This is a genomic window from Lentzea sp. NPDC051838 (genome assembly GCF_040681245.1).
Classification (GTDB): Bacteria; Actinomycetota; Actinomycetes; order Mycobacteriales; family Pseudonocardiaceae; genus Lentzea.
The window spans coordinates 123,644-146,678 of sequence record NZ_JBFAYI010000022.1 but is presented as its reverse complement, the minus strand read 5'-3'; the positions used below and the strand labels follow the sequence as shown (position 1 = coordinate 146,678).

The following is a 23,035-nucleotide window of genomic DNA, read 5'->3' as shown; positions in this document are numbered from 1 at the left end:
GGGGTGTCAAACGGACGAAAAGCGTGTCCGTTTGACACCCCGGCTCTGGCGCGGCCAACGATCAGCCACGACTCGTGACGGGACCCACCCCACCTCAGAGTGTTCGCCAAAGGCAGCTCGGCTTCGCCGTCGCCAAAGCAGCTCGGCTTCGCCTTCGCCCTGACTGTCAGACCCCACCCGTACTGTGGGTCGCGGGGGAGCCAAAACTCAGGGGGACCCCTGCGTCAGCGTGCGAAAGCGCTGGTCAGCTGTTGACCACGGACACCAGGTGATCGACTGCCTCGGCCACCGGGACCTCCACTCGGTCGCCCGAGCGGCGGTCCTTCACCTCTACCGTGCCGTCCTTCAGGCCCCGGCCGATCACCAGGATCGTCGGGATGCCGACCAGCTCGGCGTCCGCGAACTTCACGCCGGGGCTTGCCTTGCGGTCGTCCAGCAGGACCTTGAGGCCTCGCGCGCTCAGCTGCTTGGCGAAGTCCTCGCCTGCTGCGGTCAGGGTTTCGTCCTTGCCCGCGACGACCACGTGCACGTCCGCCGGGGCGACGTTGCGGGGCCAGATGAGGCCTCGGTCGTCGTGCGACTGCTCGGCGATCACGGCGACCAGGCGGGAGACGCCTACGCCGTAGGAGCCCATGGTGATGCGGACGGGCTTCGAGTCCGGGCCCAGCGCGTCGAGCGAGAAGGCGTCGGCGTACTTGCGGCCCAGCTGGAAGATGTGGCCGATCTCGATGCCGCGCGCGGCTACCAGGACGCCCTTGCCGTCGGGGGACGGGTCGCCTTCGCGGACGTCGGCGACGTCGATCACGCCGTCGGGGGTGAAGTCGCGGCCTGCCACCAGGTCGACCACGTGGTGGTCGGCCTTGTCGGCTCCGGTCACCCAGGCGGTGCCGGTGACCACTCGGGGGTCGGCGAGGTAGCGGATGCCGTTCGCCTGGATGGCTGCCGGGCCGATGTAACCCTTGACCAGGAACGAGTTCCGCGCGAAGTCGGCCTCGTCGACCATCGCCACTTCGGCGGGGGAGAGGGCCGCTTCGAGGCGCTTGAAGTCCACCTCGCGGTCGCCGGGGACGGCGACGGCCAGGAGGGTCCAGTCCTTCTGGCTCGGCTGCTGGACCTTGACGAGGACGTTCTTCAGCGTGTCGGCCGCGGTGAACTTGCGGTCGGTGTTCGCGTTGAGGAAGTCGACCAGCGTCTCGATGGTGGGCGTGTTCGGCGTGTGGTGCACGGCCGCCGCGGGCTTGTCGTCGATCGACTGGGCGGCGGGCACGGGGGTGGCGACGGCTTCCACGTTGGCCGCGTAGCCGGACTCGGTGCTGCGGACGAAGGTGTCCTCGCCCGTCTCGGCCACGGCCAGGAACTCCTCGGACGCCGAGCCGCCCATCGCGCCGGACGTGGCGGAGACGATCACGTACTCCAGGCCCAGGCGGTCGAAGATGCGGATGTAGGCGTCGCGGTGGTTCAGGTAGGACTGGCTCAGGCCCTCGTCCGTGAGGTCGAAGGAGTAGGAGTCCTTCATCAGGAACTCGCGGCCGCGCAGGATGCCTGCACGGGGGCGCGCCTCGTCGCGGTACTTGGTCTGGATCTGGTACAGCGTGACGGGGTAGTCCTTGTACGAGCTGTACTCACCCTTCACGGTGAGGGTGAACATCTCCTCGTGCGTGGGGCCGAGGAGGTAGTCGACGCCCTTGCGGTCCTTGAGGCGGAACAGGTTCGGGCCGTACTCGGTCCACCGGTTCGTCGCCTCGTAGGGCTCCTTGGGCAGCAGCGCCGGGAACTGGATCTCCTGCGCGCCGAAGGCGTCCATCTCCTCGCGGACGATTGCCTCGATGTTGCGGAGCACCTTCAGACCGAGTGGCAGCCAGGTGTACCCGCCCGGCGCGACGCGGCGGACGTAGCCGGCGCGCACCAGCAGCTTGTGGCTGGGCACTTCGGCGTCGGCCGGGTCCTCGCGAAGAGTGCGCAGGAACAGAGACGACATCCTGGTGATCACGGTGGGTACTCCTCGTTCACGGGCTGTTGGAGCAGCCTACTGGTTGCGCCGCACGCGACCGTCGCTGCGGCGGTTTCACTGGTGTTGACCTGCGAGAACCAAAATTGTCAGACCCTCTGAGTAGCGTCCCTCCCATGTCCCTCAGCATCGACATGATCACCTTCGACACGGGCGACGCCCGCAAGCTCGCCGAGTTCTGGGCGGCCGCGCTGGAGACGACCATTCAGAACGACTGGGGCGAGTTCATCGTCCTCGCGCCGGCCTCGGAGAGCGGTCCGGCGGTGGCCTTCCAGCAGGTGCCGGACGCCACGCCGGGCAAGAACCGCGTCCACTTCGACACGCACGTGCCCGACCGCAAGGCCGAGGTCGCCCGGCTCACCTCGCTGGGCGCCAGCGAGGTCGCCGTGCACACCATCCCCGGCCTCGTGTGGTCGGTCCTCGCCGATCCGGACGGCAACCAGTTCTGCGTCGGCCAGGCCGGCGAGGAGCTCTAGGTCTTTCGCGGGCCGGGCTGGCGGCTGATCCCCGCCACCTCGGCCCACCCCTCTCAGTTCGAAAGGAGTCGCCCTTGGCCACTTGACCCGCACCCGACTTCTCGTTCGGCAGACCGCGACAGACACCGGATCCAGCAGCCCACGCCAGGCGCATCGACGAGGCCTCCGCGCCTTGGCAGATCAGGCGCGACGACGTCCGGACCGCGAACCCGAGCGAACCCCGGTACGACCACGGCTGATGCCGCCGGCCCTGCACGGCCGCACCCGGTCGTCGGCCGCACCGGACCCCGCGTCGCACGGCGAGACCTTCTGAGCCCTCGTGGCGTTGCGCATCCCGCGAGCCCTCAGATTCCCCAACGCCTGTGCGTCGCGACGGCGCGCCCGTGCTCTCGTGACAGTGCATGCCTGGCACGAGCCGTCGGGCCGGCGGCGTGTTCGTCCTGAGCCCTCATGGCGTTGCGCATCCCATGAGCCCTCAGGGCATCAGCGCCTCTGTCAGCCGAGGTCGACCGGCAGTCCGTAGTCGATCCACGTTCGCGCCACCTTGAACCCGGCGCGCTCGTAAACCCCGAGCGCGCCGGTCGAGTTGGCGGTGTCCACGGACAGCCCGGCGCGGTGGTAGCCCTGTTCGTGCCCCCGAGCCAAGGTCCAGCTCAGCAGCGCCGAGGCCACACCACGGCCGCGGTGCTCGTCGAGCGTGCCGATGTCGCCGATCCAGAGCTCGCGCACACCGGTCATCTCCTCGACGACCGGGTAGTACCGCGCGAGCACGAAGCCGATCACGGCACCGGACGCGCGGTCGAGCGCGAGAAAGGAGGTCGATGGCTGGAACCGCAAGCTGTCCGTGAAGGACGCCGCGAACTCCTCCGTGGTGCGCGGGGTCGAGCCCCAGTGCTCGGCGAACGCCGCGTTCACCACCTGGCGGACCTCGTCTGGGTCGGCTGCGGAGAACGGCCGGATCGCGTAGCCCTCGGGCATCGGGACCTGGGCGAGTGACTCGCCCAGCTGCACCTCCATTTCGTGGAAGTGCCGGTCCGCGGTGAAGCCGAGCGACGAGACCAGTGCGACGTGGCCGGCCGAGCGGCTCTCGACCATGGTGCTCGCCACGAGCGGGAGGTCCGAAGCCGCGGCGAGGTGCAGCGACCGGGCCTGGTCCACCATGTGCGGCATCAGCGCGCGGCCGATGCCCCGGCGGCGGAAGTCGGGGTGCACCATGCCGTCCAGGCGGACGCGGTTCACCAGCGACGGGTCGTCGCGCTGCTCCACGAGTCCGTAGGCGGCCAGTGCCGAACCCGCGAACGCGCCGACCGAGGCCGCGGGCAGGTCCGCCTTGCCGAACGACTGGGCGAAGTCCTCTTCGGACAGAAGTTCGCCGGTGTCGTCGGCAGCCTCGGCCGCTGTGTACAACGCCGTCACCGCTGGGATGTCGGCCGTTGTCAGCGGGCGCCACACGAGTTCCACACCACCGAAGCTACGGGGAGGTGATGAGCCCAACAACCGAATAACGCGTTGCGCGGAACAGGGCGGCAGCGGTAATCCTGCTCGCGATGACAAAACCAGAGATAGCTCCGCTGCACGATGACGTGACGTTCCACGGCCCGCTGTCCGAGGAGCGAGCCGCCCGCCTGATTCGCGGGCTGGAGCTCGACGGAAAGCACGTGGTCGACATCGGGTGCGGGTGGGCGGAGTTCCTGCTCCGCGCGCTCGAAGCCGCGCCCACTGCCACCGGTACGGGTGTCGACCGGAATGAGGCGGACATCGCCTACGCGCAGGCCAACGCCGAGAAGCGAGGCCTTGCGGACAGGGTCAGCCTGCAGGTCGCCGACGTGCAGGAGTGGCAGCTCGGCAGGCTCGCCGACGTCGTGATCATCAACGGTGCCAGCCAGGTGTTCGGCGGGGATCCGGTGCAGCACACGGCGAACGCGCTCGCGGCAGCTCGCGAGCTGCTTGCTCCGCAAGGGAAGTTGTTGCTGGGCGAGTGTTTCTGGGAGCGGGAGCCGACGGCTGAACAGCTCGAGGCCATGCCGGTGCCGCGCGACCAGTGCCGCTCGCTCGCGGATCTGGTGGATTTCGCGCAGGAGCACGGGTACCGGTTTCTCGCGGTGGAGCAGGCGAACCAGGACGAGTGGGACGTGTTCGAGAACGGGCACGCGCTGGCGTGGGAGCGCTGGTTGCGCGCCAACCCGGACTCGCCGCACGCCGACGACATCCGGGAGAAGGCCGACCGGCAGCGCGGGTGGCGCCTGCGCGGCTGGCGCGGCGTGATGGGGCTTGCGTACCTGACGTTGCAGGCGCCTTAGAAGAACACGACCGGGCTCGAACCGGCGTCCCCCCGACTCGCAGTCGGGCGCTCTACCACTGAGCTACGTGTTCTCCCACAGCCTGCTCAGTCGACGGCGTCCTGTCCACCGAATACCTCGGTGGACAGGGGCTTGCCGCTGAACACGTGCGCGCGTCGCAAAGCCATGGCCCACAACGGATCGGACACGGCGACTCCGTGCACGAGCTCCGGGGTCGGCCGGAAGCGTGCGATCGCGCGGCGCGTGCGGGGCGCGATCCAGCCGGACTTCTCCGGCTCGATGCGGTGCTCGCGGCAGGCTGCCTCCACGTCGGCGCGGGAGCATGCGGCCGTGCCGTCGAGCACGTCCCACGGCAGCGGAAGGCGTGACCACACCGAGGTGTCCGGGTGCAGGCCGCCACCTGAATCCTGGTGCCAGGCGGCGAGGTCGGCGGCCATGACGCGCATGACCTTGCCGGGCCAGGCGTTCTCGGCCAGCGAGGTCAGGCCGGCCGCGTGCAGGCAGGCGATCCAGCCGGTGCGGGCGGCGTTGTAGGCGCCGGCCAGGGTGTTCCAGGTCGACGAGTCGACGCCCTGCCGCACGATCATGGTCGCCTTGTCGATCGACGACGATTGCCACAGCGCGGCCAGTGAGGACGCCACCGACCTCGTCGCGGCGGACCAGCGGCCGAGCAGTTCGCCGAGTTGTTCGGGACGCAGGCGCTGCAGGACGTCCGGGGCCGGGCAGGCGAGCGCGATCATCGGCCAGTCGGTGCCGTCACGGGCTGTGCACCGTGCGAAGAGCAGGAAGGCGACCTGGTCGAACGGGTTCTCGCGGCCTGCCAGTGTGAACTCGCGGCGCAGCTTGCGGCGTGCGGTGAAGTAGGCGATGAAGCAGGCCGCGTCGGGGTCGGCGCGGAAGCGGTCGTGGTCGATCGTGCCGACGAAACCTGCTGCCGCGAGCAGCGCTTCGCCGCGCATCTTCCGCGCGCGCTCCATTCGCGACGCCTTGGCGGAGAGGCGGCGCAGCATGCGGAAGCGGCGGTTGTACTGGCGCTTCGACAGATCGATGCCCGCCGCCTCACGCGCCTCGCGGTTCAGCCGGTCGGCGAGGAAGTCGGTGTGCGCGGGGTCCCAGTTGATCTCGGAGCCGGCCACAGCAGCGAACTCGAGCACCGAGATCGGGTCGTCCACGTCGACCTCGCCTCCGTCCACACCGAACAGGAAACGGGTGGCGGCGACCTGGCGTGCCGCGCCGACCGGGCGGGCGTAGTCGGCGCTCATGCCGGAGAAGTTGTACCAGCGCGAAGAGGCTGAGGCTGCCTCGCGGACCACTGTGCGTTCGTGTTGCGTCAGTGCTGGCTGAGCCTCCAGGACGAGGGCTGCCACGTCCTCCGGGCGCAGGCGTGCGTCCAGCGAGTCGTACAAGCGGTCCAGGGCGTCCACGCTCTCCAGAGCACCACACAGGTCCAGCGGGTTTCGGTCGTTGCCCTACCCTTCATCTCGTGCTGGTGCTGCTTCCCCCGTCGGAGACCAAGGCGATCGGCGGCGAGGGTGCGCCGCTCGATCTCGACGCGTTGTCGTTCCCCGAGCTCAACCCCGTGCGCGACAAGCTGGTGTCCGCGCTGGAGGACCTGGCGAACGACGTTCCGGCGAGCCTCAAGGCGCTCGACATCTCCGAGCGCCAGATGGACGAGGTCGAGCGCAACGCGGCACTGCGCACGTCCGAGACCACGCCCGCGCTGCTGCGCTACACCGGCGTCCTCTACGACAACCTCGACTTCCCGAGCCTCAAGAAGGCCGAGAAGGAACGCGCCTATGAGCGGCTCGCGGTCGCGTCGGCGCTGTTCGGGGCGATTCGCGGTGGCGATCCGGTGCCCGCGTACCGGCTGTCCGGCGGCAGCACGCTCCCGTCGCACGGCAGCCTCCGCGCGCTGTGGAAGCCGGTGCTGGAGCCGGTGTTCAAGGAGGCTGACGAGTTCGTCGTCGACCTGCGTTCCGGCGCGTACTCGAGTCTCGCGCGGATTCCGCACGCGGTGGTGGTGCGGGTGATCACGAGCGAGGGCAAGGTCGTCAGTCACTTCAACAAGGCGCACAAGGGCCTGCTCGCCCGTGTCCTGGTGACCACGAGCGCGGAGCCCTCAGACCTGAAAGGCCTGGTCAAGGTCGCGCAGAAGGCCGGGATGAAGATCGTGGCGACCGGCGAGAAGACCGCGGATCTGATCACCGATTAATTCGGTTGCGCGCCGGGAGACCGACCCGGCAAGCTTCACCGCAGCCGAAGTGCGGCGTTGAGGGATGAGGAGGTGCGTCATGTCAGAGCCTGTCTTCGGACGTGGCCGCGAGACCCGTCCCTCCGCCCTTCGCGCCTGATCAGCATCGATTGATCGCAGAGCGCCAGTGGGGCGGTCACCCTTGATCTTCAGGAGACCCCACCGTGCGCGAGCACGATCTTTACGAACGCTACGAGTCTGCTTTCGACGGCGCCGACGAAACCATGCGGCGCAAGGGAAAGCGCACCAGCAAGAACGCCGACGACGCGGAGCCGACGCGTCGCGGCCGCATGACCGAAGAAGAGAAGCTGCGGGTCGCACGACTGCGTGAGGACCAGCTCTCCACGGCGGACACCCCGGAGGACGGCGATCGCTGGTCCACCTGGGGCGAAGCCGACCAGGGTCCGAAGCCGCATCCGAGCTGGCTCATCACCGAGCTGGCCGCGGTGGACCGCGAGCTGGGCATCGTGAAGACCGGCAAGGAGGCGGACGTCTTCCTGCTGGAACGCGCGATGGGTGAGCGAGCGTGCCTGCTCGCCGCCAAGCGCTACCGCAGCAACGACCACCGGATGTTCCACCGCGACGCGGGGTATCTGGAGGGTCGCAAGATGAAGAAGTCCCGCGAGCTGCGGGCCATCCAGAACCGCACCGCGTTCGGGCGCAACCTGATCGCGGAGCAGTGGGCGGTCGCGGAGTTTGCCGCGCTCGCCCGGCTGTGGCAGGCCGGCGCGTCCGTGCCGTACCCGGTGCAGCGCAGCGGCACCGAACTGCTGCTGGAGTTCATCGGGGACGACGAGGGGAACGCGGCTCCGAGGCTCGCGCAGACCCGTCCGAACGAGGACGAACTGCTCGACCTGTGGCGTCAGCTGGTCGCGACGTTGATGACGCTCGCAGAGGCGGGCCTCACCCACGGCGACCTGTCCGCGTACAACCTGATGGTCCACGACGGCAGGCTGATCATGATCGACCTGCCGCAGGTGGTCGACCTCGTCGCGAACCCTCGCGGCGTCGAGTTCCTCGACCGCGATGTCCGCAACATCTGCGGCTGGTTCGCCTCGCGCGGGCTGCCGCCGGAGATCGGCGAACCGTCCGCGCTGGTGGCAACGCTGCTGGACGTGGCCGGTATGGCGTGACCCACGTTGCGCGTCCGGCCGTGTCCAACGACACTGCCGGGCGCGCAAGGCACCGCCATTGATCAGCTAGACTGTCAAGTGCACCGATGAAGGCCTGACCGCCGTTGACCGGTGCGTCCACCCACTCATTCAGGCGTCACCACGACGCCGGGCTCGTCCTTGTGAACTGGCACCGCGGCAAGCGCGGGGCAGCCTTGAGACGTGCCATGTCTCGGAGGTTTGTTTTGCCATCCATGTCCGAAGGTCGTTCCGAGCGTTCGCAAAGCCGCAGGTCACCGCGGCGTCGCTCGGGTCGCCAGGGCAACTCCTCGCGTCCGCAGCAGCGGGTCGAGGAACCGATCGTCGCCGAGCACTTCGAGAGCACGCTGCCGGAAGGCCCGCTGCCCTCGTTCGCCGAGCTCGGCCTGAGCGACGCACTGATCCGCTCGCTCGCCGCCAACGAGATCACCGAGCCGTTCCCGATCCAGGCGGCGACTCTTCCCGACTCGATGTCCGGCCGTGACATCCTCGGCCGCGGCCAGACCGGCTCCGGCAAGACGCTGGCGTTCGGCCTGGCGATGCTGACCCGCCTCGCGAAGGGCCGCTCGCAGCCGCACAAGCCGCGCGGCCTCATCCTGGTGCCGACCCGCGAGCTCGCGATGCAGGTGGAGACGGCGCTCATGCCGCACGCCCGCGCGCTGGGCCTGTGGTGCCGCACGGTCGTGGGCGGCACGTCGTTCCCGCGCCAGATCGACCACCTGCGCCGCGGCGTCGACCTGTTGATCGCCACGCCGGGCCGCCTGTCCGACCACGTCCGCCAGGAGACCTGCGACCTGTCCCAGGTCGAGATCACCGCGCTGGACGAGGCCGACCAGATGGCGGACATGGGCTTCATGCCCCAGGTCCGCGCGATCCTCGACCTGACCCCGCAGGACGGCCAGCGCCTGCTGTTCTCCGCGACGCTCGACGGCGACGTGGACAAGCTGGTCCGCCAGTACCTGCACGACCCGGTGACGCACTCGGTGGCCCCGCCCACCGCGAGCGTCACGACCATGGAGCACCACCTGCTCTTCGTGTCCCAGGAGGACAAGCAGACGGTGGTGACCGAGGTGGCCGCGCGCGAGGGCCGCACGATCATGTTCGTGCGCACCAAGCACCACGTCGACCGCCTGGCCAAGAAGCTCCGCTCGGTCGGCGTCCACGCGGGCGCCCTGCACGGCGGCAAGGCGCAGAGCGCCCGCACCCGCGTGCTCGGCGAGTTCCGCGAGGGCACCACGCCGGTCTTGATCGCGACGGACGTGGCGGCCCGCGGCATCCACGTCGACGACGTCTCGCTCGTCGTGCACGTCGACCCGCCCGCCGACCCGAAGGACTACCTGCACCGCGCCGGCCGCACGGCCCGCGCAGGCCAGTCCGGCACGGTCGTCACCCTGGTCACGCACGACCAGCGCCGCGCCGTCCAGGGCATGGCCGCCCGAGCCGGCATCCGTCCGGAGAGCACGAAGGTGCGCCCCGGCGACGACGACCTGATCCGCATCACGGGTGCTCGCATCCCGAGCGGTGAGCCGGTCGTCGAGCGCGAGAAGCCGGCCCGTCGCGGCGGCAACGGAGGCGGCGGCCGTCGCTTCGGCGCCCCGGCCGCCGGTGGTCGCGGTGAGTACCGCGGCGGCTCCGGCCGTCGCTCGGAAGGCGGCGAGTTCCGGGGCGGCCCGCGTCGCTCGTCCGGCGAGGGCGGCGGCGAGTTCCGCGGTGGCCCGCGCCGTTCGGAGCGCTCGGAGGGCGGCCGTGGTTTCGGCCGTGCCGCGGGCTCCGGCCGTCCGCGCCGCGCACCGCAGCACTGACACAGCACTGAAAACGGCGAAGGCCGCCTCTCCCGAACAGGGGAGGCGGCCTTCGCCGTGTCAGAGGATCAGCCTGCCCTGCGGTCCATGAAGGGCATGAGGTCCAGCGCGGGCTCGGCGAACCAGGCTGCGGCACGGTCCTGCTTCTCCGCCCGCACCGCGCGTGGCAACTGGTCGGCCACGACGTCGCGCACGAGGCCGTGCCGGAAGCCGTACTCGATCTCGCCCGTCTCGCTGTTGCGGCCCTGACGGCGCAGGAAGTCGCGTTGTTCCAGCAGCTCCAGCGCCTTGGCCACGTCGCCGGGGTCGCGCCGGCCGGTTGCCGCCACCGCGCCGGGCGAGACGAGTTCGCCGACTACGGCGGCGTCGCCCAGCACGGCTTTCACCGCGAACGGCAGCGAGTCGAGTTGAGCGGTGATCACGCTGCGGACCGACGGCGGAACCGGGAGCCCGACATCGTTCTGCACGCACGGCATCCGCGGGTCGGACACCATCGCGGCGTACTCGGTGGCGAACAACGGGTTGCCGCCGACGCACGAGACCAGCGCCTGCCACAGTTCCGCGGACAGCTCGCGGGTTTGCAGCAGCGCGTTGAGCAGGCTGCGGGTTCCGTTGTGCGACAACGGTTCCAGGCTGATGGTGGTGGCGTTGCGCTTGCCGCCGAACCAGGACGGACGGCGCTGCAGGAGCTCGGGCCGCGCGGTCGCGATCACCAGCAGCGGCACCGAACCGGCCTGCTCGCTGAGTTCCTCCACGAAGTCGAGCACGACGTCGTTGGCCCAGTGCACGTCCTCCAGGAAGACGACGAGCGGGCCGGAGTCGGCGATCTCCTCCAGGAACCGCCGCCACGCCGGGAAGTCGGCGACGACGTCGGGTGAACCCGAGGCCAGGCCGGACAGGCTCACGCAGAGCCGGTCCGCGAGGTCGCCGACGCCGACGAGCGAGGTGAGTGCGTCGTGCAGGGCCTCGGGGGAGGAGAAGCCCTGCACGACGCCGGACAGCGGGCCGTAGCCGTGGTCGTCGCCGAAAGCTGTTGCGGTGCCGCGCAAAGCCGCTGAGCACGACGAGGCGAGCTCGTGGACCAGGCGGGTCTTGCCCACGCCGGCCTCGCCGAGAACGGTCACGAAGTGCGGGCGGCGGCGGTCCCGGACCTCGTCCAGAAGTCCTTGCAGCACAAAGAGTTCACGTTCGCGTTCGACGAACGGGACGGAAGCCTGCGCACGGCGGGTCGCGCCGCGCGGGGAGACGCACGAGACCGCCTGCCAGCCTCCGGTCGGGGCTGGGTCGGCGGCCCAGGTGACCGATGCGCTGGCGTCACGGCTTGCGGTGCAGGCACGTACGGCGCCCAGAGGTGCGAGTGCCATCAGCTGACGGCACTGGTCGAGCAGCACGCCCGAGGCTGACGGCGTACCAGAAGACGGTAGCCGGACGAGTGCATCGCCAGTCGCCACACCGATCTGCACGTCCGCCACCGAGCCCAACCGGTCGCGGATCGCCAGTGCCGCACGCACGGCGCGGTCGGCGTCGTCTTCGGCCGTGCGCGGTACACCGAACAGAGCGAGGAACACGGAGCCGACGTTGCCTCCGACGACGCCGCCCAACCGTGAGACCTCGGCGGCAACCACGGCGGCGACTTCCTGGTGTACCTCGTCGACGTCCTCCGGGTCGCCGTCGCCGGCCGCGAGACCGAGCTGGGCGGACACCATCATGACGCTGACGAGCTTGCGCTCCACAGTCGTCACGTCCACCGGCGACGGCTCCACGACGGGCGGCGGCGTGATCACCACGGGAGCCGGGACGGGCAGAGCGGGAGCAGACTGGCCGACGGCGAGCAGGTGCCTGCGTTGCACCGACGGCGGGAGGTCCAGCGCGGGGGCGTGGTCGAGGATCGCGCGCTCCAGCTCCTGGAGCTCGCGGCCCGGTTCGAGACCGAGTTCCTCCACCAGCGCCGCCCTCGTGCGGCGGTAGACGCTCAGCGCGTCGACCTGCCGGCCACACCGGTACAAAGCGAGCATCAGCTGCCCGTTGAGCCGTTCGCGATACGGCTCGACCTCGATCAACGACTCCAGTTCGCCGATGATCTCGTAATGCCTTCCGCAGGCGAGCTCTGCCTCGAAGCAGTCCTCCTGCGTCGCCAGCCGCCAGTCCTTGATGGCGGTCAGCTCCGGCCAGTTGATGCCGGTCTCCGCAAGATCCGCGAGCACCGGTCCGCGCCACAAGCTCAGTGCCTTGCGGAGCACTTTTGCGGCTGCAGGCCAGTTGCCGGCGGACAGTTCGCCCCGACCCTGTTCGGTGAGCTGCTGGAAGCGCGACAGGTCGAGGGAGTCCGGATCCACGCGCAGCAGGTAGCCCGGCGCGTGGGTCAGCAGCAGCGCGGAACCGTCCGGGCCGGAGCCCTCAGGACCGCTGCCGTGGGGAGTGAGAACGCCACGCAGTCCGGAGACCGCGTTCTGGAGCATCTTGCGCGCGGTGGGCGGGACGTCCCGCGACCACAGCGCCTGGAGCAGTTTGCTGGTCGCCACCACGCGGTTGGCGTGCAGCAGGAGGAAACCCAGAGCCGCGCGCTGCTTGACGCCGCCCAGTGGCACGGGCATGTCGTCGTCGAGGACTTCCAGTGAGCCCAGCAGGTGGAATCGCATGGTTCTGGCCTCCTACAGGTCGTGGTCCGGGCGGAGGGGAGCGATCAGCTCCAGGGGGTGTCGTCGTCCCACGGGGTGTCGATCGGGAGCTCGGGCAGCGTGACCTTCTTGCTCCACGGCGTGTCGTCGTCGGAGGCGCTCAGGCTCTTCCACGGGGTGTCGTCGTTCGGGACGACCTTGCCCCAGGGGGTGTCGTCGTCGATGACCTTGCCCCACGGTGTGTCGTCGGCCTGCGCGGTGCCGGAGAAGAGGGAAAGTGCCAGGGCCGCGGGGACGGCGGAGAGAACCAGAGCGGCAGCGGTCGTCTTGCGGATCATGTCGGCCTCCTCATGCTTGGTCGGACCTTGGCTTCGAGTTCTGCTTCAGACACCTTCGAGCGGCGTCTGAGAACGAAGTTAGGAGCGCCGCCCATCGCCGCTCTATCGCGCACCCACCGCGTATCAATCGGCCGTGATGGCGGGAGTGAACTGGCCAATTGAGACGCCTCAACAGCTGATCCGCCAGTCAGCAAACTGCTGTTACTACGCAGGGTGGTGGCTTATCCGCGGAATTAGGTGCGGTGTACCGCAATGGTTGGGTGCGGTTAGCGATCCGAACGAACGGCTTGTGCCGCTCGGAGTAACCTTGATGAGACGTTCAGGCTGCTCGGTGCGATGACGTACGATCGTCGTGAAGCCGCCCCCGACACATGTGAATTCTTGGGCACACGTACTGCTTGATCTGGCCCGTTGTTCCGGTTTGGATCATCTCCAAATGAGATGCCTATTGAGATCGGACGCATTATGGTGGATCGTGTGCCGATACACAAGAAGGATCTTGACAGTTTTCCCTGTCGAGGATAGCTTTGGAGATCATCACCCATCCGAGTGGCCAACTGCAGTTCATGCTAACGGGAGGTCAACGGCGGGAAGTGAAACACTTTCATATAATAACCTGATCTTGAGGTGACGCCCTGGGAATGCCTTTTCTGCGTCTTTCGACAGGATTGCAAGAACGCGAGTACGCCGCATCCGTAAATGCAATTCCGTCACGGAGACGCGAGGTGTTGGGGCTTTGCGAGAGATAAAGGCGCGAGGGGTCGTCCGTCATGAGCTCCGCCCCCGATGAGAAGCTGATTTTCAAGCTGCTCGGCCCGATCGAGGTCATCGGCGCCGAGGAGCAGGTTCAGGTACCTCCAGGACGTCAGCAGACGATCCTGGGTGCTTTGCTGCTCGAGGCCAACCGCGTCGTGAGCATGGACCAGCTGATCGACCTCGTCTGGGAGCACACCCCGCCGTCGACCGCACGGGCGCAGATCCAGATCTGCGTGTCCGCGCTCCGGCGGGAGTTCGCGAGGGTCGACGTCGACGCCCAGATCGAGACGCGGCAGCCCGGCTACCTGCTGCGCGTCGCCGGCGACAAGATCGACACCTTCCTCTTCGAACGCCGCGTGGCCGACTCCGACGCCGCCGTGCGCCAGGGCCGCATGGAGGAGGCGTCGTCGGTGCTGCGCCAGGCGCTCGCGCTGTGGCGGGGGCCGGCGTTGGGCGGTGCCGCGGCCACGTTGCAGAACAAAGCATTGCGTCTGGACGAGAAACGCCTGTCGGTGCTGGAGAACTGCGTCGACATAGAGTTGTTGCTGGGCAGGCATCACGCACTCATCGGCGAATTGCAGAGCATGGTGACCGAACACCCGTTGCGGGAACGGCCGCGCGGTCAGCTCATGCTCGCCCTCTACCGATCCGGCCGTCAGTCGGAAGCGCTGGACGTCTACCGCACCGGCCGCGACCTGTTCATCGAGCACCTCGGTCTCGAACCGAGTGACCAATTGCGCAAACTCGAGACCGCGATCCTGACCGACGACGAGGTGCTGCGCCTCGACCAGGAGAAGCCGGTCCCGGTCACCGTCCAGAACGTCGTGTCGCCGCACCAGCTTCCGGCCACCATCTCGGACTTCATCGGCCGCCAGGACGTCGTGGCCCGCGCCGAGGCGGTGCTGTCCGGCGACCACATGACGATGCCCGTGGTGAACATCTCGGGCAAGGCGGGCATCGGTAAGAGCGCTCTCGCGGTGCACGTCGCGCACCGCGTCGCCGCCGAGACGTACCCGGACGGCCAGCTCTACTGCGACCTGCGCGGCACCCAGGCCCAACCGGCCACGCCCGCCGAAGTTCTCGGCCGGTTCCTGTCCGCTTTGGGCGCCGTGGGCTCGACGTTGCCGGACGGGGTGGACGAGCGCGCGGACATGTACCGCAGCATGCTCGCCAACCGCCGTGTGCTGGTCGTTCTCGACGACGCGGGCAGCGAGTCGCAGGTCCACCAGCTGCTTCCGGGCTCGCCGACGTGCGGTGTGGTCGTCACGAGCAGGACCCGGTTGACGGGTCTGGCCGGATCTCATTTGGTCGATGTCGACTTCATGGACTCCGACGACGCGCTTGAGCTGCTGGGCCGCATCATCGGCACGCAACGCCTGGAGAGCGAACCCGTTGCGGCGTCGGCGTTGGTGGACGTGGTCGGAGGCTTACCCCTGGCGTTGCGCATCATCGGCGCACGACTGGCCGCGCGCCCGCACTGGACGTTGGCGTCGATGGTCGGACGTCTCGCCGATGAACGCCATCGCCTCGACGAACTCGTGCACGGCGACATGGTCGTGCGCGCCAGCCTCTCGCTCACCTACGACGGCCTGGAACCCGAGACGTGCCGGGTGATGCGGCTGATGTCGTTGCTGGAAGCGGAAAGCCTGCCGGTCTGGACGGCTTCCGCGCTCACCGACGACGACCGCCACCGCGGCTTCGACCTGCTGGAGCGCCTGGTCGACGCCCAGCTGCTCGACGTGGTCGGCAGCGACGTGACGGGCCTGCCGCGCTACCGCTTCCACGACCTGATTCGTTTGTTCGCCAAGGAACAGCTCGCCGTCCACGAGTCCCCGGCCACCCAGCTCGCCGCCGTCGAACGCGTGGCCGGCGGCTGGCTCGCGATGGCCGAGCAGGCCCACCAACGTCTCTACGGTGGCGACTTCACGGTCCTGCACGGCAACGGCCAGCGCTGGCAGCCGCACGCCCCCTACCTCGACCAGGTGCTGCAGGACCCGTTGGGGTGGCTGGAAAGCGAGCGCCCGAACATCTGCGCGGCCGTCCTGCAGGCGGCCGACGCGGGCCTGGACGAACTGTGCTGGGACCTCGCGATGACGCTGGTGACGTTGTTCGAGACCCGCAGCTACCTCGACGACTGGCAGCAGACCCACGAACGCGCGCTGGAAGCCGTGCGCAAGGCCGGCAACAAGCGCGGCACCGCGGCCCTGCTGTGCTCGCTGGGTTCCCTGCACCACAGCCAGCGCCGCATGGAAACCGCCCGCGCCGCGCTCGAACCCGCGCTGGAGCTCTTCACCGAGCTCGACGACTCCCACGGCCTCGCGCTGGTGCGCCGCAACCTGGGCCTGCTGGAGTACAACGAGGGCAGGCCCGAGGTCGCGACCCGGATCTTCGAGCAGTCGCTCGCGGGCTTCAAACGCGTCGGCGACGTCGTCGGCCAGGCCTACGTGGTGTCTCAGCTCGCGCAGCTCTCGCTCGACCGCGGCGAACACGAGCTCGCGGTGGGCCAGCTGCGCGGTGCTCTCGGCATGTGCCGGGAGATCTCCAGCCCGCGCGTCGAAGCCCAGGTGCTGTACCGGCTCGGCGGCGCGATGCTCGTGCAAGGCCGCTACGAGCAGGCGCAGCAGCTCATCACGTCGGTGCTCGGCATGGTGCAACGCTCCGGCGACACCGTCGGCGAGAGCTACGCGCTGCACTCGCTGGGCCTGATCCACGGCCGCATGCGGATGTTCGCCGAAGCCGGGCGCCTGCTGCGGCGCGCGATCCGGTTGTGCGAGGAGAACCTCGACCGGGTCGGAGCCGCGCGGATCCGGCTCGACCTGGCGCAGCTGGTGTCGCAGCGGGGCGAGACGTTCCACGCGATCGCCATCGTGGAGCAGGCGATGATGACGTTCCAGGAGCTGCGCCTGGCGCTCTGGGAGAGCAAGGCGCTGGCCGTGCTGGAGAAGATCACCGCCGAGAACCCGGTGCCCGCCGCCGTCCCCTCGAACGGCGGCGCGCGCTGACTCAGGTGGTCGGGACCACCGAGTCGATCATCTTCTGCAGTTCGGCGTCCTTGGGCAGCGGCTTGGTGGTGCCGCCCCCGCCGCCCTCGAGGTCGCCGTTCACCATGAGCGTGTGCAGCTTGTTGCTGCCGTTGAGCACGACGACCTTGACGACACCCTTGCTCGCCAGGCACTTGTTCGCGGTCTGCGTGACCGTGGCGTCGACCTGCACCCCGTCGACGACGACCTTCTTGCCGTCCTTCTGGGTGTGCTCGATCTTCACCGGCTTGGGCTGGCCCGTCGTCACGGTCGGCTCGCCACCCGAGGCGTAGAACTGGGTGCCGACGGCCTTGGCGAAGTCGGTGGCGGTCTGGTTCATGTCGGCCTTGGGGAGCAGCGCGCCACCGTTGGTGCCCTTGGTGTACTGCTTGCCCTCGCACTCGTAGTCGCCGTAGGTGGAGACGCCGGTCAGCGAGATGCCGGGGAACTTCGTGATCGGGATCTTGTCCTCGACGATGTCCCAGTTCTTCGGGACCTCGTAGTTGTAGCCGAGCGACGTCTCGACGCACTGCATGTCGGCGTTCTTGCACTTGCCGGTGGTCGCCTGCGAGGAGGCGCTGGTCGGCGTCGACGGGTCGGGCTGCGCGTTCGGCTCGGTCTTCCTGTCCGACAGCAGGAACCAGGTCAGGCCCCCGCCGACGAGCAGGACCAGCACGACGGCGCCGAGGACCAGCCACAGCGTCTTCTTGCTCTTGGGCGGTTCGTTGTCGAAGCCGCCGTAGACACCTAGACCGCCGTACTGGCCGTAGCCCTGCTGCGGGAAGCCACCCGAGTCCGGGAAGCCGCCCTGCTGCGGGAAACCGCCCGTCTGCGGGGGAAAACCGCCGGTCTGCGGGTACCCGCCGGTCTGGTAGCCGCCGGTCGGATAACCGCCGCTCGGATGGTCACCCTGCTGCTGGCCCCAGCCCTGCTGGTCGTTCCAGCCGCCCTGTCCGCCGCCACCTGGGTAAGTCACGCGGCAAACGGTACCTGGTGGGTCTGACAGCCCTTAATTCATCAGGCGTTGACTTCCGGGCGACCCAAGGCGTACCGTCCTCGTTAAATTCAACGCGTGATGAACAACTGGAGGCCCGTGATGCGCACCGCGCTGGTCACCGCCGTCGCAGGCGCGGTGGTGGCGTTTCTCCTGGGACTGCTGACCTTCGGCGTCCAGGCGACCGTGCATCCCCACGACGTTCCGCTCGCCGTGGTGGCACCGCCGCCGATCGCCGAACGAGTGAAAGCCGCCGACTCGCCCGAGGTCGACCTCAAGGTCGTCGACGCGGCCGAAGCCCAGACCCTCCTCAAGGACAAAGAGGTCTACGGGGTCCTGGAAATCTCACCCGGTCAGGCGACGATCCGGCTCAACCCGGCGGTCAACCCGTCCGGTACGCAGGTCGCGCAGCAGGTGCTCACCGGCGTCGCGCAGGGTGCCGGGCTGCCGGTGAAGGTCGACGCCCCTGCTGTGTCGGCAGCCGAACGCACGGCGCCTCTCGCCGCGAGCGCGCTGCTGTGGGTCGGCGGAATGATCGCCGGACTGCTGTTCGTGGTCCTGAAGGGACGGCGGTTCCGGCTGCTGTCCGCGCTCCTCACGCCGGTGCTGGTCGGAAGCTCGGTGGTCGGGCTGCTGGCGTGGTGGGGCGTCACTTTCAGCACGGAAGCGCTGACGTTCATGCTCGCCGTCGCGGTGTCGTTCGCGCTGCTGCAGGCCGGGCTGTTCAAGCACCTCGGCATCCGCGCGATGGGCGTGCTCGGTCTGCTCTACCTGATGGCACCCGCGGTGGCGGGCCAGGTGCCGGAGCTGCTCAACCCCACGTACAAGGCGGTGCTGTGGTCGTGGACGCCGTTCCGGTTCTCCACGGAAGGCTTGCGCAGCCTCATGTACGACGGCTCCATCAGCACCGAGTGGTGGGTGTTCGGGGGGATCGCTCTCGTCGGGCTCGTGCTGCTGCTAGCCGGCAAGAAAGCTGAGTCGGACCGTGCGGACGGGGTTGTCGACGTTGGTGTCCACGAGGCAGATGGACTGCCACGTGCCGAGCACCAGCACACCGCCTAGTACCGGGATCGTCGCGTAGGGCGGCACCAGCGCGGGCATCACGTGGTCACGACCGTGGCCGGGGGTGCCGTGCCGGTGCCGCCACTTCGCGTCGCGGGGCAGGATGCGTTCGAGGGCGGTCAGCAGGTCGTCGTCGCTGCCCGCGCCCGTCTCGATGATGGCGACGCCGGCGGTCGCGTGCGGCACCCACACGTGCAACAGGCCGTCGCCGTTCTCATTGCTGAGGAACCGCTCGCACTCTCTCGTGAGGTCCCACACGACCTCGTCAGAACCAGTGCGGATCTGGATCTCCTCGCTGCGCATGACCTCAGATCTTACGAACCACCCGCGCCGGGTTGCCGACCGCGAGCACGTGATCAGGCAGATCCCGCGTCACGACACTGCCGGCGCCGACCACCGTGTTGTTGCCGATCGTCACGCCGGGACACACGATCACGCCGCCGCCGAACCACACGCGGTCCCCGATGACGATCGGCGCGGTCGTCTCCCAGCCCGCGATCCGCGCGTCGTGGTCCTCGATCGGGTGCAACGCCGTCAGCAGCTGCACGCGCGGGCCCATCATCGTGTTGTCGCCGATGGTCACCGGGCCGCAGTCGAGGATGACGCAGTCGTAGTTCACGAAGCTGTTCGAGCCGATGCGCGTGTTGTAGCCGTACTCGATCTGCAGGCGCGGCAGGAACGTCGTGTTCTCGCCGATCTCCGCGAGGAAGCCCTTCAAGATCGCGTACTGGCCGTCGAGGTCTTCGGGGTCGTGCGCGTTGAACCGTGCCATCTCCCGCCAGGCGCGCCGCCGGTCCGCGTCCAGCTCGGGATCCATCGACAGGTACGGCTCGCCGTTGGTCATCTTCTCGCGGTTGGTTCCCATGGCCGCCATTCAACCTGCGTACGCGCGGCGGTAGTCGGTCGGTGCGACGCCGACGTGGGCGGTGAAGTGCCGCCGCAGGTTCGCGCCCGTGCCCAGGCCGCAGCGTTCCGCGACCTGTTCGACGGAGAGTCCGGTCTTCTCCAGCAACTCCTGGGCGTGCGCGACGCGTTGGGCGAGCAGCCACTGCAACGGCGTGCTGCCGGTCGCGTCGTGCAGGCGGCGGAAGAACGTCCGCTGGCTCATCCCCGCGCGACGGGCCAGTTCGGCGACCGTCAGCGGCTTGTCCAAATGCTTGGTGGCCCACTCCAGGACCGGCGCGATGCTGTCGTCGTCGGTCTCGGGCACATGCCGCGTCACGAACTGTGCCTGGCCACCGGTGCGATGCGCGGGCACGCACAGTTTGCGCGCCAACTGGTTCGCGATGTGCGCGCCGTAGTCCTGCCGCACCAGATGCAGGCACAGGTCGAGCCCCGCCGCCGCGCCCGCGCTGGTGAGGACGTCACCGTCGTCGATGTAGAGCACCGAGTCGTCGACCTCGACCTCAGGAAACCGTTGCGCCAGACGGTCCGTGTACGACCAGTGCGCCGTGGCACGACGTCCGTCCAGAAGTCCTGCCTCGGCGAGCACGAACGCACCGTTGCACAACGCCGCGATGCGCACACCGTTGTCCGCCGCGTCCTGAAGTTCCTTGACCAGCAACGGATCCAGCGGTTCAACGCCGTCCAGCACAGCCTGCGGCACGGACGGCACGATGATCGTGTCCGCGCCTTGGAGGCCCTCCAAGCCGTGCTCCGGACGCAGCACCCAGCCGTGCTCGGCACGTGGTGCCGCGGGGTTCAGGCCGCACAACCGCAGCGTGTACCAGGGATCGAAGTGGTCGACCCCGAACACCACACACGCCAGTCCCGCCTCGTAGACGTCCCACAACGCCGGTGCGTCGTCGTCGGTCACCAAGATCGCCACCACGCTCATGCCCCCCACGGTAGCTGGCAGCAATCGTTCGACAGTCGGCATTTCTGCCACTGTTCGTGCAGAGCGGATCTTGCGAGGGTTGAGGAAAGCAAACAACCCTTGGGGGACAACGCAATGCAGTACGACGTCGCCGTGCTCGGACTCGGTCAGATGGGCTCCGCGCTGGCCGAAGCGTTCCTGAAGGCCGGTCATCGCGTCACGGTCTGGAACCGCACGGAAGCCAAGACCGCGCCACTCGTGGCTCAAGGCGCCCACGCCGCGAGCTCTGCTCTGGCAGCGCAACGATCCGCGCCCGTCGTGGTGGCCTGCGTGCTCGACTACCCGGCGTTGAAGGAGATCCTCGACCCGGACCTGCCCGGAATCCTGGTCAACCTCACCTCCGGCTCCCCGGAACAGGCCCGCGAGATGGCAGGCCCGCGCTATGTCGACGGCGGCATCATGACCACGCCGCCCGGCATCGGCGACCAGCGTTCGATGATCCTCTACAGCGGCGACCAGGACGCGTTCGACGAAGCTCGGAACCTGTTGTCAGCCCTGGCCGAACCAGTCAACCTCGGCGCGGACCCCGGTCTCGCCGCTCTCTACGACACGGCGTTGCTCGGCATCATGTGGGCGACGCTCACGGGTTGGTTGCACGCCAGCGCTCTCGTGACCGCCGACGGCGCCACGGCGGACCACTTCACGCCGCTTGCCACTCGCTGGCTCGGCCCGGTCGCCGGGTTCATCAGCACCTACGCCGAGCAGGTCGACAACGGCAGTTACCCCGGCTCCGACGCGACCCTCGACGTGCACCTGGCCACGCTCGACCACCTCGTGCACGCCAGCGAGGTCCGCAAGATCGACGCGACACTGCCCCGGCTGTTCCACGACTACGCCCGGCAGGCGGTCGAGGCGGGCCACGGCACGGACGGCTGGGCCAGGATCATCGAGCAGTTGCGGACGGCGTGAGATGGACTGGCCCGGACTGCTCGACGCCACGGCCCACGACTGCGCGAAGGTGCTGGGCACCCTCCCCGAGGACGGTTTTTCCAGGCGTGCCACAGGATTGGACTGGTCGTGCCGCGTCACGCTCGACCACGTCGTCGAGGGCCTGCTCGGCTACACCGCCCTGCTGACCACGCGTGCCGAGCGCCGCTGGACCAGCCTGCTCGGTTCGTTGCGCCCCGGCCTGCCACTCGAACACTGCCTTGAAGGCCTCACAACGACCGCCAAGTTGTTGTCCCACGCCGTCGCCACAAATCCGGACGCACGGGCGTGGCACCCGTGGGGCCCCTCGGACGCGACAGGGTTCGCGGCGATGGGCATCACCGAGCTCGCGATGCACACTCACGACATCACGCAAGCGTTTGGCGTGGACTGGCGCCCAGAGCACTGTGCGCCGGTCATCGAGCGGTTGTTCCCTGATGCGCCACAGCATTCCGATGCGGTCGAGCTGCTGCTGTGGTGCACCGGGCGCGCAGAACTGCCCGGTGTGCCGCGACAAGAGAAGTGGCAGTGGCACGCCGCGTAGATTCACGTCATGCGCGTGCTCTTCGCCAGCATGGCCGCGGTCGGCCACACCTACCCGTTGATCCCGCTGGCCCTCGCCCTGCGCGACGCCGGGCACGAGGTCTGCTTCGCGGTCGGCGACGACATGCACCCCGAACTGGATCGGCTGGGGCTGCGGCCGTTCCGCCCCGGCCTGGTGTTCGGCGAGATCTACGCCGAGGACATCGCGCCGGAGCTGGAACGCGTCCTGCCCGACCTGGTGATCAGCGGGTGGTCCGTGCCCGAGGTGTTCAGGGAGGCGCGCCGCCGGGCGTTCCCGGTGCTGTGGCACGGGTTCGGCCGCATGTTCCCCGAGAACATCGGGCTGGCGCGGCCGGAAGGTGGCAGGCATCTCGACATCTGCCCGCCTTCGTTGCAGGACAAGGGTTTCACCGACGGCCGCATCCTGCTGCGACCCGTTCCGCACGCGACGCCCGGCGAGGTGCCACAACGCACCCACGAGAAGCTGATCTACGTCACGTTCGGAACGGTGTTCACCAACGACGACCTGCTCGAGTCAGCGGTGCGCGGTCTCCAAAGCCTCGACGCCCAGGTCGTGGTCGCATGGCCCGGGAACTGGCTCCCGCAGGCCGAAGTGATCAAGCAGGCGGACGTCGTCGTCCACCACGGCGGGAGCGGCACGATGCTGGCCGCTCTGGCCGAGGGGGTTCCACAGGTCGTGCTCCCGCAAGGCGCCGATCAGTTCGGCAACGCTCAAGCGCTCGTCGAGTCCGGCGCCGGTGTGCGAGCACTGAGTGCTGACGCGATCGCGGAGAGCGCACGACTGTTGCTTGTGGACGGAGAACACCGGGAAGCCGCAGGTCGGATGGCGGAGGAGATACGTCACATGCCTTCGCCGAAGGAAGTTGCGGACAGTCTGGCGGACGTTGTGTAA

19 protein-coding genes and 1 tRNA gene are annotated in these 23,035 nt (G+C 68.8%); 10 read left to right on the top strand and 10 right to left on the bottom strand.

Going from position 1 to position 23,035, the window contains the following annotated elements; all coding sequences use genetic code 11:
* Window positions 1–244: 244 nt before the first annotated feature.
* Window positions 245–1,990, bottom strand: a complete 1,746-nt coding sequence (locus AB0M24_RS34545) for a proline--tRNA ligase (protein WP_363777631.1) — start codon at window positions 1,988–1,990, stop codon at window positions 245–247.
* Between the two features lie 134 nt (window positions 1,991–2,124).
* Between AB0M24_RS34545 and AB0M24_RS34540 the strand changes: the two genes are divergently transcribed.
* Window positions 2,125–2,484 carry a VOC family protein gene (locus AB0M24_RS34540; protein ID WP_363777629.1) on the top strand — a complete coding sequence of 120 codons (360 nt, stop codon included), beginning with the start codon at window positions 2,125–2,127 and terminating at the stop codon, window positions 2,482–2,484.
* A 495-nt stretch (window positions 2,485–2,979) separates the two neighbouring features.
* On the opposite strand, the gene AB0M24_RS34535 is transcribed toward AB0M24_RS34540, so the two are convergent.
* On the bottom strand, window positions 2,980–3,945 hold the full coding sequence (locus AB0M24_RS34535; RefSeq protein WP_363777627.1) for a GNAT family N-acetyltransferase: 966 nt from the start codon (window positions 3,943–3,945) through the stop codon (window positions 2,980–2,982).
* An 86-nt stretch (window positions 3,946–4,031) separates the two neighbouring features.
* Here AB0M24_RS34535 and AB0M24_RS34530 point away from each other — a divergent pair, with 86 nt between their 5' ends.
* Complete coding sequence (locus AB0M24_RS34530) at window positions 4,032–4,784, top strand: class I SAM-dependent methyltransferase (RefSeq protein ID WP_363777625.1); 753 nt, start codon at window positions 4,032–4,034, stop codon at window positions 4,782–4,784.
* Between the two features lies 1 nt (window position 4,785).
* On the opposite strand, the gene AB0M24_RS34525 is transcribed toward AB0M24_RS34530, so the two are convergent.
* Together AB0M24_RS34525 and AB0M24_RS34520 are read right to left on the bottom strand one after the other, a co-directional pair.
* Window positions 4,786–4,857 (bottom strand) — tRNA-Arg (locus AB0M24_RS34525).
* Between the two features lie 13 nt (window positions 4,858–4,870).
* Entirely contained in the window at window positions 4,871–6,208 is a 1,338-nt protein-coding gene (locus tag AB0M24_RS34520; RefSeq protein WP_363777623.1) for a hypothetical protein, read from the bottom strand.
* 59 nt (window positions 6,209–6,267) lie between these two features.
* Here AB0M24_RS34520 and yaaA point away from each other — a divergent pair, with 59 nt between their 5' ends.
* The 3 genes from yaaA to AB0M24_RS34505 all read left to right on the top strand — a co-directional run bounded on the left by yaaA (window position 6,268) and on the right by AB0M24_RS34505 (window position 9,988).
* Window positions 6,268–6,996, top strand: coding sequence for a peroxide stress protein YaaA (gene yaaA / locus AB0M24_RS34515; RefSeq protein WP_363777621.1), 729 nt, complete (start codon window positions 6,268–6,270; stop codon window positions 6,994–6,996).
* A 263-nt stretch (window positions 6,997–7,259) separates the two neighbouring features.
* Window positions 7,260–8,168 carry an RIO1 family regulatory kinase/ATPase gene (locus AB0M24_RS34510; protein WP_363777649.1) on the top strand — a complete coding sequence of 303 codons (909 nt, stop codon included), beginning with the start codon at window positions 7,260–7,262 and terminating at the stop codon, window positions 8,166–8,168.
* Window positions 8,169–8,401: 233 nt separating this feature from the next.
* Window positions 8,402–9,988: a DEAD/DEAH box helicase gene (locus AB0M24_RS34505; protein WP_363777619.1), complete on the top strand. Its 1,587-nt coding sequence runs from the start codon at window positions 8,402–8,404 to the stop codon at window positions 9,986–9,988.
* A 68-nt stretch (window positions 9,989–10,056) separates the two neighbouring features.
* Here AB0M24_RS34505 and AB0M24_RS34500 read toward each other — a convergent pair whose 3' ends face one another.
* Both AB0M24_RS34500 and AB0M24_RS34495 read right to left on the bottom strand, forming a co-directional pair.
* Complete coding sequence (locus tag AB0M24_RS34500) at window positions 10,057–12,627, bottom strand: BTAD domain-containing putative transcriptional regulator (protein ID WP_363777617.1); 2,571 nt, start codon at window positions 12,625–12,627, stop codon at window positions 10,057–10,059.
* Between the two features lie 44 nt (window positions 12,628–12,671).
* The gene (locus AB0M24_RS34495; RefSeq protein ID WP_363777615.1) at window positions 12,672–12,944 is read right to left on the bottom strand and encodes a hypothetical protein; all 273 of its coding nucleotides are present in this window, start codon (window positions 12,942–12,944) and stop codon (window positions 12,672–12,674) included.
* A gap of 770 nt (window positions 12,945–13,714) precedes the next feature.
* Here AB0M24_RS34495 and AB0M24_RS34490 point away from each other — a divergent pair.
* On the top strand, window positions 13,715–16,702 hold the full coding sequence (locus AB0M24_RS34490) for a BTAD domain-containing putative transcriptional regulator (protein WP_363777613.1): 2,988 nt from the start codon (window positions 13,715–13,717) through the stop codon (window positions 16,700–16,702).
* A gap of 1 nt (window position 16,703) precedes the next feature.
* Here AB0M24_RS34490 and AB0M24_RS34485 read toward each other — a convergent pair whose 3' ends face one another.
* Window positions 16,704–17,696, bottom strand: a complete 993-nt coding sequence (locus tag AB0M24_RS34485) for a hypothetical protein (protein ID WP_363777611.1) — start codon at window positions 17,694–17,696, stop codon at window positions 16,704–16,706.
* 99 nt (window positions 17,697–17,795) lie between these two features.
* Between AB0M24_RS34485 and AB0M24_RS34480 the strand changes: the two genes are divergently transcribed.
* On the top strand, window positions 17,796–18,776 hold the full coding sequence (locus AB0M24_RS34480) for an ABC transporter permease (protein WP_363777647.1): 981 nt from the start codon (window positions 17,796–17,798) through the stop codon (window positions 18,774–18,776).
* Here the strand turns inward: AB0M24_RS34480 and AB0M24_RS34475 are convergent.
* The 3 genes from AB0M24_RS34475 to AB0M24_RS34465 are packed head-to-tail and all read right to left on the bottom strand — an operon-like array spanning window position 18,672 to window position 20,613.
* A complete protein-coding gene (locus AB0M24_RS34475) occupies window positions 18,672–19,079 on the bottom strand; it encodes a YjbQ family protein (protein WP_363777609.1) in 408 nt (135 codons plus the stop codon). The two genes, AB0M24_RS34480 and AB0M24_RS34475, sit on opposite strands and share 105 nt — an antisense overlap.
* Before the next feature lie 4 nt (window positions 19,080–19,083).
* The gene (locus AB0M24_RS34470; protein ID WP_363777607.1) at window positions 19,084–19,641 is read right to left on the bottom strand and encodes a sugar O-acetyltransferase; all 558 of its coding nucleotides are present in this window, start codon (window positions 19,639–19,641) and stop codon (window positions 19,084–19,086) included.
* A gap of 9 nt (window positions 19,642–19,650) precedes the next feature.
* Window positions 19,651–20,613 carry a helix-turn-helix domain-containing protein gene (locus tag AB0M24_RS34465; RefSeq protein ID WP_363777605.1) on the bottom strand — a complete coding sequence of 321 codons (963 nt, stop codon included), beginning with the start codon at window positions 20,611–20,613 and terminating at the stop codon, window positions 19,651–19,653.
* A gap of 114 nt (window positions 20,614–20,727) precedes the next feature.
* Between AB0M24_RS34465 and AB0M24_RS34460 the strand changes: the two genes are divergently transcribed.
* The 3 genes from AB0M24_RS34460 to AB0M24_RS34450 are packed head-to-tail and all read left to right on the top strand — an operon-like array spanning window position 20,728 to window position 23,035.
* Entirely contained in the window at window positions 20,728–21,561 is an 834-nt protein-coding gene (locus AB0M24_RS34460; RefSeq protein WP_363777602.1) for an NAD(P)-binding domain-containing protein, read from the top strand.
* 1 nt (window position 21,562) lies between these two features.
* The gene (locus AB0M24_RS34455) at window positions 21,563–22,123 is read left to right on the top strand and encodes a hypothetical protein (RefSeq protein WP_363777600.1); all 561 of its coding nucleotides are present in this window, start codon (window positions 21,563–21,565) and stop codon (window positions 22,121–22,123) included.
* A gap of 9 nt (window positions 22,124–22,132) precedes the next feature.
* Window positions 22,133–23,035 (top strand): nucleotide disphospho-sugar-binding domain-containing protein, encoded by a 903-nt coding sequence (locus tag AB0M24_RS34450; RefSeq protein WP_363777598.1) that lies wholly within the window; start codon window positions 22,133–22,135, stop codon window positions 23,033–23,035.